Genomic DNA, 14627 nt, shown 5'->3' on the forward strand with positions numbered 1-14627 from the left:
TTGTCCCAAGACTTCGCATCCCTTCCTCCCGGCTCCACCATCGGCATTCTGGGCGGGGGGCAGCTTGGGCGCATGCTGGCGCTGGCGGCGGCCAAGCTGGGACTGAAAAGCCATATCTATTGCCCCGATCCGCAAAGCCCTGCATTCGACGTGACGCCACACAAGACCGTCGCTGCCTATGATGATGTCGAGGCGCTCAAGGCCTTTGCGGCTGAAGTCGATGTCGTCACCTACGAGTTCGAGAACGTGCCGGCGGCGACGGCCGAAGTGCTGGCTGGGCTGAAGCCGCTACGGCCCGGCGCCAATGCGCTGGCGATTTCCCAGGATCGGCTGGCGGAAAAAAGCTTTCTGGCCTCCAAGAATATTCCGGTGGCGCCCTATCGCGCCGTGCACAGCCTCGATGACCTGCACCAGGCAATAAGCGAGCTCGGCCTGCCGGCAGTGCTCAAGACCACGCGGCTCGGCTATGACGGCAAGGGGCAGCGGGTGTTGCGCGAACCAGGCGACGCCGAGGCGGCTTTCAACGAGTTGATGCCCCATCCCCTGGTGCTCGAAGGCTTCGTGCCGTTCGAAAAAGAAATTTCTGTGGTGGTGGCACGCGGGCTCGACGGCACGGTGCGCGCCTTCGATGCCGCCGAGAATGTGCATCGACACCACATTCTCTACACCTCCACCGTGCCGGCCGATGTGCCGCCGGGCGTCGAAAAGCACGCCGCCATGTTGGCCAAGGTCATCGTGGTGGCGCTCGATTATGTCGGGGTGCTTGGGGTCGAATTCTTCGTGGTGCCCGGCGAGCGGGTGACGCTGATGGTCAACGAGATCGCGCCGCGCGTGCACAATTCCGGACACTGGACCGAGGCCGTATGCCTCACCGATCAGTTCGAGCAGCATGTTCGCGCCATTGCCGGCTGGCCGCTGGGCGATCCGCGCCGCATGGCGGATGTAGTGATGCAGAACCTGGTCGGAGACGAAGTCGATATCGTGCCGGGCGGCATCGATGGCGATAGCCAGCCACATCTTTATGGCAAGGCCGAAGCAAGGCCGGGGCGCAAGATGGGGCATATCAACCGCATTACGCGGGGCGCTTAGGGCGACCGCCCGAAGCGGGTGGCTCAGGAGGCGGCGTCCAGCTCGGCGATGGCGTCGCGGCGTTGGCGGTCGAGCCGGAGCGTGTCGTCCTGCTTGGGGCAGGAGGCACAATAGGTGCCGGGAAAGGCCAGATAGTCGAGGCAGCAGCCCTTGCGGGCCGAGATTAGCACCTGACGCCCGTCGTGCAGGTCGAGCACTTCGAGATCGCCCTGGCCGGTCAGACCCATGGCCTCGAGCCACAGGCGACAGAGCCTGTGCTGTTCGGCGATGGAAAGGCCGGGCTGGAACTTGCCGAGCCGCAGCCCGATGCCCAGCATGCGGTCGGTGAGAAGGCGCAGCGCCGGCACGCGCTTGAGCTTGGTCACCGTGTTGATTTCGGCCAGCACCCGGTCGGCCATGATGCGCAGATCGGCGCCGGCGCGGCGGATCAGGCTTTCGAGACCGGCTGAATATTGCGGGCCCGGCGGCAGGCGGAAGCCATTGATGTCATTGCCGGAGGTTTTCTGCGCCATGCGGGACAGTTCAGGTACAGCACCGTGGGCATGGACGGCAATGGCGGCGAGATAAGCCGGTTGCCACATGAGGTTGGTCCAGAGGCGCACCGCGTAAAAGGGCTGGCCGGCATGGGGATAGGTCTGCTCGAGCCGTGCATAAAAAGTGCGGAGCAGGGCGGTGTTGTCCTGGCCCAGCACATGCCAGCCCGGCAGGGCGCCGCCTGGTGCGCCTGACATGAAGCCGGTGACCGATGCTGCCGTCGCCAGAAGGCGCGTCAGGGCAACATCCTCCTGGGTGGCGGCAAAGAGATAGTTGCGAGCAGTCAAAGCGCGCTTCCTCGCGAAGAACGGCACTGTCCTAGCTGCTTTATGTGGAGAAATAAAGTCACCTTCTTGAGGCGGTTGTCGATGCTAGAACAACCCGCATAACTACGTATTTGCAGCTTTTTCCTATGGCGGTACTCTAGATGCGAGAATGCATGGACTGACTCAAGGAAGAGGTCATGCAAAGGCGCCGCGGTAATCTGCTGGACGACACTCAAGGGGCGGCAGTCATCGAGTTTGCCATATTGACGCCCGTCTTCGTGCTGCTCATGACCGGAATGCTTGCCTATGGAATTTACTTCGGCACCGCGCATTCCTTGCAGCAACTGGCCGCAGACGCTGTCCGCGTAAGTCTGGCAGGACTTACTACTCAGGAAAGTCGCGATCTGGTGGAGTCGTATATCCACAACAATGCCTCGGCCTAAATGTTGATCGACGAGACACGACTGGTGCGCCAGGTCTCAACGGTGGACAATGACCGTAATCAGATGCGGCTCGTCTTGCGCTACGATGCTGCGTCGCTGCCGATCTGGAATCTCTATCCGCCCCTGCCGCTCCCAGATCGGGAAATCATTGCCGCGACAACGATAAGGCGGAGCATATTGTGACGCTGCGTATGTTCGGGGCTGATCAGCGGGGCAATTTCACCTTGCTGTTCGCCTTGGCATTTGTCGTGGCGATCGGCGCCGCAGCCGTTGGGGTGGACTCGGCCTCGCTCTATTATGAACGCCGCCAGGTGCAGGCTAGCGTCGACCTGGCCGCGATGACCGCAGCGGGTAATCCGGCGGAGGCGCAGCGGCTCGCCCAATTGGTGATGGTCGATGCCGGACTGCTGCCGCCCGACAGCACGACGGGTCTGACAGTGGTGACGGGCCGGTATTTTGCCGATGTGCATCGGCCGATCGAGCAGCGTTTTACCCCCGGCGCTACGCCCGTAAATGCCGTGCAGGTGTCGTTCGAAAAGCCGGGCACGCTCTATTTCGGGCGCTCCTTCACCTCCTCGCCCCAGATTGGCGCTACGGCGCTGGCGGCCTTTACCCCCGAGGTGTCTTTCGGGCTCGGGACGCGGCTCGCCAGTCTCAACCAGGGGGTGGCCAACCGCCTGCTCACCGCGCTTCTGGGCACCAATGTTTCGCTGAGCGTGATGGATTACAACGCGCTGGCAAGTGCGCGTGTGGATGCTCTGAGCTTTCTCGGCGCTCTGGGACAACAGCTCGACATAGAGACGGGCTCCTATGTCGATATCCTCAATATGCGGGCGCGTTCGGGGCAAATTGCTGCTGCTCTCGCCGATGTCACCACCGGGCCGGTGCATCAGGTGCTCAATGTCCTGTCCAATGGCGGGCGTGGGACGCAGGTGCTGGTAGGAAAACTCGTCAATCTGGGCGTGCTGGGCAGCCGCGAATTGGGGAGTGGTTCTAGTGCCGGAGTGTCGCTCTCTGCGCTGGAGGTAATAATGGCTGCAGCGCGCCTGTCCGACGGGCAAAAACAGGTTACGCTCGATCTGGTGCCGAATGTGCCCAACCTAACAGCTTTGCAGGTCGCGCTCGCCATTGGCGAGGCACCCCAGGGCAGCGGCTGGACGCGGATCGGGGAGCGCGGGGCGACGGTGCGCAGTTCGCAGTTGCGGCTCAGAATTCTGGCGCAACTGCTCGGGGGCGATGTGCTGCTTCGTGCCGGGGTCAGGGTGCCCATTCTGCTCGATGTGGCCCATGCTGAAGCGCAGGTGTCGTCCATCACCTGCCCGACCGCCGAGAACCGCAATGGATCGGCTGTCATCGCAGTGCGACCGGGGGTGCTGAAGCTCAGTCTGGGCGAGGCCAGCGACGAGCAATTGCGCAATTTCGGTCAGCCGCTTTATCCCGGGCGGGTCAAGCTCATCGATGTCCTGTTGCTCAAGGTTTCAGGCGCGGCACAGGTGGAGATCGCCCAGAACGACAGCGTGATGCTGAGCTTTTCGTCCCAGGAGATCGGCGCCGGCGCCACCAAGACGGCGCGCACCCGCACCATGGTCACTTCACTGATGACGTCCCTCTTCAATTCGCTCGACATAAGGGTGGATGTGGGGCCACTCCTCGTGCCGCTGACGCTGCTGGAAGGGACGGTGCGCGCCCTTATCACGCCGCTGGGTCCGACGCTCGACCTGACCCTGGCCGGGGTATTTTCGGCGCTTGGGCTGGGGCTCGGCGAAGCCGATGTGAAGGTTTTTGGGGTGCGTTGTACCGCCCCAGCCCTAGTCCGCTGAGCGGCGCAATCTACCGCTTGTCAGTGCAAATTTAGTGTGTTAGATAACTAATACACTAGATAGGCAAGACACATGGATGATTTCAATGCCAGCCAGCCGATCTTCGTGCAGATCCGCCAAAGGCTGATCGACATGATCCTGCGGCGTGCCGTGGTGGAAGGTGATCCCCTGCCATCGGTTCGCCAGATTGCAGCTGATCTGTCGGTCAATCCGCTGACGGTCACCAAGGCATTTGAAGCCCTGGTCGAGATCGGGGTGGTCGAAAAACGCAGGGGATTGGGGATGTTCGTTACCCAGGGCGCGCGCGCCACATTGCTCGCACATGAGCGCGAGAAGTTTCTCAAACAGGACTGGCCGCGTATCGCGGCGCAGATCAAGGCATTGGAGCTGGACGTTTCCAGCCTGCTGCAAGAACCACAAGCCGACACTCAGCCGGGGAATTCACAGAAATGACCGACGCACCCCTTGCCCTCGATCCGATCGTTTCTGCCCGGGGACTGAAGAAGTCCTTCGGCCGCAAGCAGATCCTGCACGGGCTGGATTTCGACATTCCCGCCGGGCGCATCTATGGGCTGGTCGGCCATAATGGCGCTGGCAAGACCACGACCCTTAATGCCATGCTGGGCCTCACCAGCTATGAAGGCACCATCCGTGTGCTCGGCGAGGATCCGTTCCAGAAGCGCGCCAGGCTGATGGAAAACGTCGCCTTCATCTCCGACGTGGCCAGCCTGCCGCGGTTCCTCAGGGTGCGCGAGCTGTTTGCGCTGTTGAGCAATATCCATCCCAATTTCTCCACCGACAAGGCACGCCAGTTCCTCGAAGGCACCGATATCAAGCCGGAGATGAAAATCCGCACGCTCTCCAAGGGCATGGTGGCGCAGCTGCATCTGGCAGTAGTGATGGCGATCGACGCCAAGCTCCTGGTGCTGGACGAGCCGACGCTCGGCCTCGACATCACCTATCGCAAGCGCTTCTACCGGCGGCTGCTGGAAGACTACATGACCGAGGAGCGGACCCTGATCATCACCACTCACCAGGTGGACGAGATCGAGTTCATGCTGTCGGACATCATGTTCATCCGCGACGGCGACCTCATCCTGCATATGCAGATGGAAACGGTGAGCGAGAAATTCAGCCAGCTGGTGGTCGATACGCCCGAGCAGCAGCAGGCCGCGCGGGCCCTGGGCCCGGTTTATGAGGAAACCCGTTTCGGGCAGACGGTGATGATTTTCGACGGCGTCGATCGGGGCCAACTGGAGCCCCTGGGGCGCGTGTCGACCCCGACTTTGTCCGATCTGTTCGTGGCGCTGATGCAGCGTCCGACCGCCAATCCGGAGACCGCCCGATGAAGGCTTTTTTCGCGCTCCTCCATCGTGAGTTCATCGAACATCGCGGCGCCTTCTTCATCGCCCCGCTGGTGCTGGTGGTCGTGGTCTTCGCCCTGACCGTGCTCGCCTTCAGCGTCGATCGGCTCGATACCCGGTTTTCCGGGCAGCTGTTGACCGTGGTCCCGACCTGGGTGTTCGAAGCCGGCTTTGCCGGGCTGGCGACAGCCTGGATGATCTATCTGGGCTTCGTGCTGTTCTTCTACTGCGCCGACGGCTTTGCTGCCGACAAGCGCAACAATGCGATGCTGTTCTGGAAATCCATGCCGGTCAGCGATTTCCGCATTCTTCTGTCCAAGCTGGTGGCATCGATCACGATCCTGCCCGGCGCGGTCTATGTCGTCGCCATGGTCAGCATCCTGCTGATGTTCGGCGTCGCCTATGTCACCACCATGCTGGCCGGGCTCGGAAGCGGCAGCCTGTTGGGCAGCATTATCGGCATCTATGGGCAGATGAGCGTGGTCTTCCTTGTGGTGCTGGTCTGTGCGCTGCTCTGGTATCTGCCCTATATGGCGCTGGTCGGGGCCATGGCGACCGCCGTGGGGCGCTGGGCCATTCCCGTCGCCATCCTGTTGCCGTCGCTGGTCTCGGCACTGGAATGGGTGACGCTGGGCGGGCGGCATCCCTTTGCTACCGCGACCTGGGCATTTCTCGACTACCGCTCGCGGCTGCCGGTTGCCACCGACTATATCGAGCGCGTGTTCGATGGCGCCGAAACCCTTGATAGCTGGGTATTCATGACCAGCTTCCTGCGGAGTTTCGACTGGTTGCAGGTGGGGATCGGCGCGGTATTCGCCCTCTTCGTGCTCTATATCGCCTCCGAATACCGGCGTCGCGCAGCAGCCAATTGACCGCGGGCCCGACAGCCCTCATCTTCCCCGGGCCCGATCGTGGCCTGGGGGAGTTCTGGTTTGCGTGTGCATCTGGTGTCGTGCCATCCGGTATCGACAAGTCTATGTGCCCAGTTGGCGGCACATGCCGAGGCCGAGCTGGTGCTCAACGGCCATGAGGTGGATCGCCTCGATCTCTATGAAGCCGGCTTTTCGCCCGTTCTTACGGCTGAAGAGCGTGCGGGCTATTATGGCACGCCGGCGCCGGGCAGTGATATCGTGCCATTGCAGATGCGGCTGATGTCCACGGAGCACCTGGTGCTGGTCTTTCCCACCTGGTGGTTCAGCGTGCCGGCGGCGCTGAAGGGCTGGCTGGATCGGGTGTGGTCGCCAGGGGTCGCCTTTTCCCAGGGCACCCCAATCGTGCCGCTGCTCACCAATCTACGCAGTGTCACCGTGATCACGACGCTGGGATCGCCCTGGTGGTTCGATCGCGTCATCATGCGCAGCCCGGTGCGTCACATGCTCAAGCTGGGTGTGATCGATGCCTGCGCGCCGCGCGCCAGCTTTACCATGCTGAGCCTGCATTCGGCTGAGACGGCCTCCGCATCGCAGGTGAAAAAGTTCATGGACAAGATCGGCCATACGCTAGGGCGGGTGGTGCGCAAGGGATAGAGCCGGCGCGGCCGCCGTCTTGGCCTCAAGGCCCGGTATGAGGTTCTTGCAAATCATTCGCATTCCTATTGCAAATGATTTGCAGAAGCACTAGCTTCATCGTCAGTTCACAGCGGAGTTGACGATGCGCCGACGTTCCTTTGCCGCGCTGCTCATGACTTTGCCTCTTGCGCTCACCGGCGCAGCACAGGCGGGGGAGCGGATCAAGGCGGTGACCAGTTTTACCATTCTGGCCGACATGGCGCAAAACGTCGCCGGGGACGTCGCCGATGTGGTGTCCATCACCAAGCCGGGTGCCGAAATCCACAATTACCAGCCGACGCCGGGAGACCTGGTTGCGGCGCAGGACGCAGACTTGGTGCTGTGGAACGGGCTCAATCTGGAGCAGTGGTTCGCCCAGTTCCTCGACAATCTGCCCGACGTGCCCAATGCGGTGCTGACCGACGGGATCACGCCCATCGGTATCGGGGAGGGGCCCTATGAGGGCAAGCCGAACCCGCATGCCTGGATGTCGCCCTCCGATGCACTGATCTATGTTGAGAATATCCGCGCCGCCTTTGCCAGCGTCGATCCCGATAATGCCGATATTTATGCCGCCAATGCCGCCGCCTATTCGGCCGAGATTGCTGCGACTGTCGCACCCATGCATGAGGCGCTGGCGGCCGTGCCCGAGGCCGAGCGCTGGCTTTTGACCTCGGAAGGTGCGTTCTCCTACCTAGCGCGCGATTTCGGGCTCAAGGAGCTCTATCTCTGGCCGATCAATGCCGACCAGCAGGGCACGCCACGCCAGGTGCGGCAGGTCATCGATGCGGTGCGCGAAAACGCCATTCCGGTAATCTTTTCGGAATCCACCATTTCCTCCAAGCCGGCCGAGCAGGTGGCGCGGGAAACCGGCATCAAATATGGCGGCGTGCTCTACGTGGATTCCCTGTCCGATCCAGACGGCCCGGTGCCGACCTATCTCGACCTGTTGCGGGTTACCACCAGCACTATCGTGGCGGGGTTGACGCAGTGACCCACGCTCCCGGCATCGCTGTCACCGACATTACCGTCGCCTATCGCAATGGCACGGTACCGCTGCGCCATGCCAGCTTCACTGCGCCACGTGGCTCGATCACCGCGCTGGTGGGTGTCAACGGCGCCGGAAAGTCCACAATTTTCAAGGCGATCATGGGCTTCGTGCCCCTGGCCTCGGGTGAAATTTCCATTCTCGGGCAGGACGGCAGAAAGGCACAGCGGCAGAACAAGGTCGCCTATGTGCCGCAATCCGAGGAGGTCGACTGGAATTTCCCGGTGCTGGTCGAGGATGTGGTGATGATGGGCCGCTTCGGCCACATGAACCTTTTTCGCGTGCCGCGCGCCATCGACCGGGAAAAGGTCGCGGCAGCGCTGGCGCGCGTCAATATGAGCGATTTCGCCAAGCGGCAGATCGGGGAGCTCTCTGGCGGGCAGAAGAAGCGCGTGTTCCTCGCCCGTGCCCTGGCGCAGGAGGGTGAGGTAATCCTGCTCGACGAGCCGTTTACCGGCGTCGACGTCAAGACCGAGGATGCGATCATCGCGCTGCTGCGGGCACTGCGCGACGAGGGCAAGGTCATTCTGGTCTCGACGCATAATCTGGGGTCGGTCCCCGAATTCTGCGACCGCACCGTGCTGGTCAAGGGCACGGTGCTGGCCCATGGACCAACTGCGGAAGTATTTACCCGCGACAGGTTGGAAGAGGCGTTCGGCGGAGTGCTGCGCCATTTCGTGCTGTCAGGGCCGGGCCTGCATGACGATGACGACCCGCGCCATCTCTCGGTGCTGACCGATGATGAGCGGCCGCTGGTGCTCTATGGCGAGAGTGGTCGGCAGACCCATCAGCAATCGGGCGGCGAACAATGATCGATCTGCTGCTCGAGCCGTTTTCCTACCACTACATGGTCAATGCCATGTGGGTGTCGGCGCTGGTGGGTGGGGTTTGCGCCTTTCTCTCCGCCTATCTCATGCTCAAGGGCTGGTCGCTGATTGGCGACGCGCTTTCCCATTCCATCGTGCCTGGCGTGGCCGGCGCCTATATGCTGGGCCTGCCCTTTTCCATCGGCGCATTCTTTTCGGGCGGGTTGGCCGCGGCGGCGATGCTGTTTCTGTCGCAACGCACCAAACTGCGTGAAGATGCGGTGATCGGGCTGATCTTTTCCGGCTTTTTCGGGCTGGGCCTGTTCATGGTCTCGGTCTCGCCGCTGCCGATCAATGTGCAGACCATCGTGCTCGGCAATATCCTCGCCATCACCCCGGAAGACACGCTGCAGCTGGTGCTGATCTCGGTGGTGACGCTGGCGGTGATGCTGGTGATCTGGAAGGATCTGATGGTCACCTTTTTCGACGAAAGCCATGCCCGCTCCATCGGCATCAAGACCGATTGGCTGAAGGCCATCTTTTTCACGCTGCTGGCGGCGGCCACAGTCGCGGCCATGCAGACGGTGGGCGCATTCCTTGTGATCGCCATGGTGGTGACACCCGGCGCCACGGCCTATCTGCTGGCCGACCGCTTCTCCCGTCTCATCGTCATCGCCGTTACCGTCGGCGTGCTGTCCTGCCTTGTCGGGGCCTATCTCAGCTATTTCCTCGATGGGGCGACCGGTGGAGTCATCGTGGTGCTGCAGACGCTGGTGTTTCTTTCAGCATTCCTTTTTGCCCCCACGCATGGGCTGCTGGCCGCCCGCCGCCGCATTGCCCGGGAGGTACGCTGATGGAATGGTATGAGATGGCCCTGTGGCCGTTCCAATTGCCCTTCATGGTGCAGGCGATGATCATCGCAGTGCTGGTGGCGGTGCCGACGGCGTTGCTGTCCTGTTTTCTCGTGCTCAAGGGCTGGTCGCTGATGGGCGACGCCATTTCCCATGCGGTGCTGCCAGGGGTGGTGATCGCCTATATCGTCGGCCTGCCTCTTGGTGTCGGTGCGTTTGCGGCCGGCATGGTCTGCGCCTTGTCGGTCGGCTATCTCAAGGAAAACAGCCGGGTCAAGGAAGACACGATCATGGGCGTGGTGTTTTCGGGGCTCTTCGGACTTGGGATCGTGCTCTACACCGCCATCCGCACCGATGTGCATCTCGACCACATTCTTTTCGGCAATATGCTGGGCGTGGGCCAGGATGATCTGGTGACGGCCGGCGTCATCGCGCTGGTGGTCGGGGTGGTGGTGGCGGCCAAGTGGCGCGACCTCATGCTCTTCATCTTCGATCCGCAGCAGGCCGGCGCCATCGGATTGCCGGTGCGGCTGCTGCATTATGGGCTTTTGGCGCTGATTTCGCTGACCATTGTGGGCGCCTTGCAGGCGGTAGGGATCGTCCTGGTCATTGCGTTGCTGATCGCGCCGGGAGCCATCGCTTTTCTGGTCACCAAGCGGTTCGGCGTCATGCTGCTGGTGGCCATGGCGATTTCGGTGGGGTGCGGTCTCTTGGGCGTCTATCTCAGTTTCTTCCTCGACAGCGCGCCTGCGCCGACCATCGTGCTGCTGATGATTGGCTGCTTCCTCGTCGCCTTCCTAACCACCCAGCGGCGAAAGGTGGCCGCGGTGTGAACCGACACGCTATTGTCACTGGATTGCGACAGCTTGGGCTCGCAAAGGCAGCCTGCGTAAAATTGCTAGAGACAGGCAACGCGAATAGGCCTAGCCTCGTTGATGTTCATGCGGCGCAGCCCGCGCCGCCCTTCGGAGCCACACCAGTTTGAGCAGGCATTTGCCACCGACCGCAGACAACGCCCTCGCATCGCAACTCGAACTCGCCTTTGAAGACAATCGCCTGGCTGCCCAGCTCTATGGCGATTTCGACCAGAACCTCGCCTTGATAGAACAGCGCCTTGCCGTGTCGGCCACGCCGCGCGGCAATCATGTGTTGATCAAGGGCGCGGCCTCCAAGGTCGATCAGGCGCGACGCGTGCTGGAATCGCTTTACACCAATCTCGAGGAAGGCCGCAGCGTCGATATAGCCGATGTCGATGCGGTGATCCGCATGATCGAGACAGAGGACAGCCAGTTGACGCTGCCGACCCTCGAGCGCAAGGGCAAGGTGCGCATGGCCCAGATCGCCACGCGCAAATCCACCATCGTCGCGCGCACGCCGGCGCAGGACGCCTATATGCGCGCCATGGAGCGGAGCGAGCTGGTCTTCGGTGTCGGCCCCGCCGGTACCGGCAAGACCTATCTGGCGGTGGCGCATGCCGCATCGCTGCTCGAGCGTGGCGACATCAATCGCATCATCCTGTCCCGCCCGGCCGTCGAAGCCGGTGAGCGTCTGGGCTTTCTGCCCGGCGACATGAAGGAAAAGGTCGATCCTTACCTGCGCCCGCTCTATGACGCGCTTTATGACATGATGAAGCCCGAAAATGTCGAGCGCTGCATCACTTCGGGCATTATCGAAGTGGCCCCGCTCGCCTTCATGCGTGGCCGGACCCTCGCCAATGCCGTGGTCATTCTTGACGAAGCGCAGAACACCACATCGATGCAGATGAAGATGTTCCTGACCCGCCTGGGCGAGAACTCCAAGATGATCGTCACGGGCGACCCCACTCAGGTGGACCTGCCGCGCGGCGAGAAATCGGGTCTGGTGGAAGCGGTCAATCTGCTCGACGGCGTCGAGGGCGTGCATATTTCACGCTTCAACGACAAGGACGTGGTGCGCCATGCGCTTGTCGGGCGCATCGTGCGGGCCTATGAAGCCGATACCGCGCGCCGCCTCGCCGAAAAGGAAGGCGACAGGGATGGTCTGGCGCGGACATTGGGCGCGTTGCCCCGGAGCTGAACCGCACATCCATGCCTGCCTTGCCCCCGCTTGAGATCGCCGTCATCCGCAATGCGGAGGGCTGGCCGGACCATTTCGATGCCCTTGCCGAAAAGGCGGTGCTGGCGGCTCTCGCCGGCGCCAAGGCGAAGGTCAAGGGCGCTGCCGAGATTTCCGTGCTGCTCACCGACGATGCCGAGCAGCGCGAGCTCAATGGTCAATGGCGCGGCAAGGATGCGTCCACCAATGTGTTAAGTTTCCCGCAGATCGAGCCCTTCGGGCCGGTCATGGGCATTCTGGGCGACATCACGCTGGCGCGAGAAACAGTGGAGCGAGAGGCACTTGACCTCGGCAAGAGCCTTGATGACCATTTCACCCACCTAATGGTGCATGGATTTCTGCACATTCTGGGTTATGATCACATCGTGGAAGACGAGGCCCTTCAAATGGAAGGACTCGAAACCCAGATATTGGCGGGGCTGGGGATAGACGATCCCTATGCCGATTGACAAAACCGCCTGGAACCTCTGATCTTCAGAGGCATTTTCGTCCAAAGGACACCAAGAGCCGCATTTGCGCGGCGCGAGATGATGACCGACAGCGACAGTAACAAGGCCCCCTGGGTGGCCGAAAACCCTGAACCTCCCTCTAGTCCCGCCTCCGCCTCGTCGCGGGGGCCGAGCCTGTGGAACCGCATCAAAGGGTTGATGGCCCTGAGAACGGTTTCCCTGCGCGACGATCTGCAGGTGGCGCTGGAAGAAACCGGCAGCGCCGAGACCGCGAATTTCACCGAGAGTGAACGCATCATCCTGCAAAACGTGCTGAAGCTGGCCAAGGTGTCGGTCGACGACGTCATGGTGGAGCGTAGCGATATGCATGCGGTTTCCATCGACATCAACCTTGGGACATTGCTGGCCAAGTTCAAGCAGGTCGGCCATTCGCGCCTGCCGGTCTATGAAGATGGCCTCGATGACATCAAGGGCTTCATTCACATCAAGGATGCACTGTCCCGCATCACCGAAGCGGTGAACGATCCTGAAAAGGATGTGCCGGTCAAATTGCTCTCGACCGCGCTCAAGCAGAAGATCGGCAAATTGGGCATCATGCGCACCGCGATGTTCGTGCCTACCTTCATGCCGGCTTCGGACCTGCTGCAGTCGATGCGCGCCGGTCGAACTCATATGGCCATCGTTGTCGACGAATATGGTGGCACGGATGGCCTCGTGACCATTGAGGACCTGCTCGAGGCGGTCGTTGGCGAGATCGAGGACGAGCACGATGAGGCCGAGGTGGCGCTGATCCGCAAGGTCGGCAAGGACACCTATATCGCCAATGCCCGTGCTGAACTCGATGACGTGCGCGCCCTGGTGGGGCCGGATTTCGACCCTGGCGCCTTTGGCGATGCGGTGGACACTATTGGTGGTCTGGTTTTCGACCTGGCCGGGCATGTCCCCAAGCGCGGCGAGCGGGTAACGGGTCTCGAGAGTCTCGATGGCTTCGAGTTCGAGATTCTTGCCGCAGACAGTCGCCGCATCAAGCGCCTGCGCATTCGTCGCAGGAGCGCGGAGGCGCCGGCAGAGCAGGGCGAGCCGCTGGCCATCACCGACCAGCGCAGCGAAGAACAGAAGCAGGCGGCCGAATAGGCCGCCTTCTTTACCTCAGCGCCGTAGCCAGTCGTGGACGGCACTGGCTACCGCAGCAGGATTCTCGATCGTCGGGATATGGCCGGCATCTGGGAAGACCACCAGTTCAGCCCCGGGAATCGCCGCCGCCATCTCTTGGGACAGCGGCAGGGGAATGAGCTGGTCCTCGGCGCCGACGCCCACCAGGGTGGGCACGGCGATGTCTTGGAGAAAGGGCCGGGAATCGATGCGGCCCATGATGGCGGTCTGCTGGCGGTAATAGGTTTCGGGGGTGACTCGCATGGTCATCTCATGCACGGCCTCGGCGATCGGGGTATCGATATGGCGGGGAGCAAGCAGGCCGGGCAGGCCCATGCGCGACACCAGCGCCGATTTGCCAGCTGCTACCAGCGCCATTTCCGCCCGGCGGGCCACTTTGCGTTCGTCGCTGTCGGGTCGGGCATTGGTGTCGAGAAGTGCCAGGTGTGTGACCCGCTCGGGCGCCTGGCGTATGATTTCGAGTACGACATAGCCCCCCATGGACAAGCCCGCGAGCGCAAAGCGCGGCGGCGCGACGGCGAGCACGCGACTGGCCATGGCCGCGATGGAATCGTCGCGTGACACATCCGCCACCACGGCAGCGGTTCCGGCATCGAGGCGGGCAATGAGCGGGGCGTAGAGATAGCTATCACAGCGCAGGCCAGGAATGAGAAGCAGGGGCTGATACATGGCGAACTCCGCAAAGCAGTCCCAGAGGGGTAGCGGGAGCCGCGAAAGCCCGCAAGAGCCTGCAATTTTCCGTATCGTCAGTGTGGACACAAGGCCCGGTTTGAGCTATAGAGCCCGCCACGATGACCGGCTCTGCTGGTCGGCGGGGGCACCACTAGGTGCCTTTGCTATGTTCACCAGTTTGCAAAAGCTTTGAAAGGGCGGTTGACCTTTGCAAGTAGTCGTTCGCGATAACAATGTTGACCAGGCGCTGCGCGCGCTCAAGAAGAAGCTGCAGCGCGAAGGCGTCTTCCGCGAGATGAAGCTGCGCAACTATTACGAGAAGCCCTCTGAAAAGAAGGCTCGCCAGAAGGCCGAGGCCGTTCGTCGCGCCCGCAAGCTGGCTCGTAAGCGCGCACAGCGCGAAGGCGGCATTGTGGCTGCACCGGGTCGTCCGAGCTAAGCTGCTCAGGGCTCTGCCGAAGAATTTGAACG

Annotated in this window: 18 protein-coding genes; 16 read left to right on the top strand and 2 right to left on the bottom strand. The window is 62.1% G+C overall.

Annotated elements, in window-relative coordinates:
• Entirely contained in the window at positions 1-1089 is a 1089-nt protein-coding gene (locus tag BGO80_RS05790) for a 5-(carboxyamino)imidazole ribonucleotide synthase (RefSeq protein ID WP_286719865.1), read from the top strand.
• A gap of 23 nt (positions 1090-1112) precedes the next feature.
• On the opposite strand, the gene BGO80_RS05795 is transcribed toward BGO80_RS05790, so the two are convergent.
• Positions 1113-1910: a siderophore ferric iron reductase gene (locus tag BGO80_RS05795; RefSeq protein ID WP_286719868.1), complete on the bottom strand. Its 798-nt coding sequence runs from the start codon at positions 1908-1910 to the stop codon at positions 1113-1115.
• A 176-nt stretch (positions 1911-2086) separates the two neighbouring features.
• Here BGO80_RS05795 and BGO80_RS05800 point away from each other — a divergent pair, with 176 nt between their 5' ends.
• From BGO80_RS05800 to BGO80_RS05865, 14 genes are all read left to right on the top strand, one after another.
• Entirely contained in the window at positions 2087-2332 is a 246-nt protein-coding gene (locus tag BGO80_RS05800; RefSeq protein WP_286719871.1) for a TadE/TadG family type IV pilus assembly protein, read from the top strand.
• Between the two features lie 24 nt (positions 2333-2356).
• On the top strand, positions 2357-2515 hold the full coding sequence (locus BGO80_RS05805; protein ID WP_286719873.1) for a hypothetical protein: 159 nt from the start codon (positions 2357-2359) through the stop codon (positions 2513-2515).
• A complete protein-coding gene (locus BGO80_RS05810; RefSeq protein ID WP_286719874.1) occupies positions 2512-4152 on the top strand; it encodes a TadG family pilus assembly protein in 1641 nt (546 codons plus the stop codon). The genes BGO80_RS05805 and BGO80_RS05810 overlap by 4 nt, the downstream gene beginning before the upstream one ends.
• A gap of 72 nt (positions 4153-4224) precedes the next feature.
• The gene (locus tag BGO80_RS05815) at positions 4225-4605 is read left to right on the top strand and encodes a GntR family transcriptional regulator (RefSeq protein WP_286719877.1); all 381 of its coding nucleotides are present in this window, start codon (positions 4225-4227) and stop codon (positions 4603-4605) included.
• Positions 4602-5501, top strand: a complete 900-nt coding sequence (locus BGO80_RS05820) for an ABC transporter ATP-binding protein (protein ID WP_286719879.1) — start codon at positions 4602-4604, stop codon at positions 5499-5501. The genes BGO80_RS05815 and BGO80_RS05820 overlap by 4 nt, the downstream gene beginning before the upstream one ends.
• Complete coding sequence (locus tag BGO80_RS05825; RefSeq protein WP_286719881.1) at positions 5498-6388, top strand: hypothetical protein; 891 nt, start codon at positions 5498-5500, stop codon at positions 6386-6388. The genes BGO80_RS05820 and BGO80_RS05825 overlap by 4 nt, the downstream gene beginning before the upstream one ends.
• Positions 6389-6454: 66 nt before the next feature.
• Positions 6455-7042, top strand: coding sequence for an NAD(P)H-dependent oxidoreductase (locus tag BGO80_RS05830; RefSeq protein WP_286720742.1), 588 nt, complete (start codon positions 6455-6457; stop codon positions 7040-7042).
• A 124-nt stretch (positions 7043-7166) separates the two neighbouring features.
• Entirely contained in the window at positions 7167-8057 is an 891-nt protein-coding gene (locus BGO80_RS05835; protein ID WP_502686544.1) for a metal ABC transporter substrate-binding protein, read from the top strand.
• Positions 8054-8923, top strand: a complete 870-nt coding sequence (locus tag BGO80_RS05840; protein ID WP_286719882.1) for a manganese/iron ABC transporter ATP-binding protein — start codon at positions 8054-8056, stop codon at positions 8921-8923. Before BGO80_RS05835 ends, BGO80_RS05840 begins: the two co-directional genes overlap by 4 nt.
• Positions 8920-9771 (top strand): metal ABC transporter permease, encoded by an 852-nt coding sequence (locus BGO80_RS05845; RefSeq protein WP_286719884.1) that lies wholly within the window; start codon positions 8920-8922, stop codon positions 9769-9771. The genes BGO80_RS05840 and BGO80_RS05845 overlap by 4 nt, the downstream gene beginning before the upstream one ends.
• Positions 9768-10601 carry a metal ABC transporter permease gene (locus BGO80_RS05850; protein ID WP_502686547.1) on the top strand — a complete coding sequence of 278 codons (834 nt, stop codon included), beginning with the start codon at positions 9768-9770 and terminating at the stop codon, positions 10599-10601. Before BGO80_RS05845 ends, BGO80_RS05850 begins: the two co-directional genes overlap by 4 nt.
• Positions 10602-10761: 160 nt before the next feature.
• Positions 10762-11823: a PhoH family protein gene (locus BGO80_RS05855; protein WP_286719887.1), complete on the top strand. Its 1062-nt coding sequence runs from the start codon at positions 10762-10764 to the stop codon at positions 11821-11823.
• A gap of 11 nt (positions 11824-11834) precedes the next feature.
• Entirely contained in the window at positions 11835-12311 is a 477-nt protein-coding gene (gene ybeY, locus BGO80_RS05860) for an rRNA maturation RNase YbeY (RefSeq protein ID WP_286719889.1), read from the top strand.
• A 198-nt stretch (positions 12312-12509) separates the two neighbouring features.
• A complete protein-coding gene (locus BGO80_RS05865) occupies positions 12510-13445 on the top strand; it encodes a hemolysin family protein (RefSeq protein ID WP_286719891.1) in 936 nt (311 codons plus the stop codon).
• A gap of 15 nt (positions 13446-13460) precedes the next feature.
• Here the strand turns inward: BGO80_RS05865 and BGO80_RS05870 are convergent, their stop codons facing one another.
• Positions 13461-14153, bottom strand: coding sequence for an alpha/beta fold hydrolase (locus tag BGO80_RS05870; protein WP_286719894.1), 693 nt, complete (start codon positions 14151-14153; stop codon positions 13461-13463).
• A gap of 211 nt (positions 14154-14364) precedes the next feature.
• Here BGO80_RS05870 and rpsU point away from each other — a divergent pair, with 211 nt between their 5' ends.
• Positions 14365-14595, top strand: coding sequence for a 30S ribosomal protein S21 (gene rpsU / locus BGO80_RS05875; RefSeq protein WP_086470604.1), 231 nt, complete (start codon positions 14365-14367; stop codon positions 14593-14595).
• Positions 14596-14627 lie beyond the last annotated feature (32 nt).

The sequence above is a fragment of the Devosia sp. 63-57 genome (assembly GCF_001899045.1).
GTDB lineage: Bacteria > Pseudomonadota > Alphaproteobacteria > Rhizobiales > Devosiaceae > Devosia > Devosia equisanguinis.

Excerpts from the sequence above, each read along its gene's own strand:
- BGO80_RS05835 (WP_502686544.1), top strand. The coding sequence starts at position 7,167 with ATGCGCCGACGTTCCTTTGCCGCGCTGCTCATGACTTTGCCTCTTGCG.
- BGO80_RS05870 (WP_286719894.1), bottom strand. The coding sequence starts at position 14,153 with ATGTATCAGCCCCTGCTTCTCATTCCTGGCCTGCGCTGTGATAGCTAT.
- BGO80_RS05800 (WP_286719871.1), top strand. The coding sequence starts at position 2,087 with ATGCAAAGGCGCCGCGGTAATCTGCTGGACGACACTCAAGGGGCGGCA.
- ybeY (WP_286719889.1), top strand. The coding sequence starts at position 11,835 with ATGCCTGCCTTGCCCCCGCTTGAGATCGCCGTCATCCGCAATGCGGAG.
- BGO80_RS05825 (WP_286719881.1), top strand. The coding sequence starts at position 5,498 with ATGAAGGCTTTTTTCGCGCTCCTCCATCGTGAGTTCATCGAACATCGC.
- BGO80_RS05845 (WP_286719884.1), top strand. The coding sequence starts at position 8,920 with ATGATCGATCTGCTGCTCGAGCCGTTTTCCTACCACTACATGGTCAAT.
- BGO80_RS05815 (WP_286719877.1), top strand. The coding sequence starts at position 4,225 with ATGGATGATTTCAATGCCAGCCAGCCGATCTTCGTGCAGATCCGCCAA.
- BGO80_RS05865 (WP_286719891.1), top strand. The coding sequence starts at position 12,510 with ATGGCCCTGAGAACGGTTTCCCTGCGCGACGATCTGCAGGTGGCGCTG.
- BGO80_RS05820 (WP_286719879.1), top strand. The coding sequence starts at position 4,602 with ATGACCGACGCACCCCTTGCCCTCGATCCGATCGTTTCTGCCCGGGGA.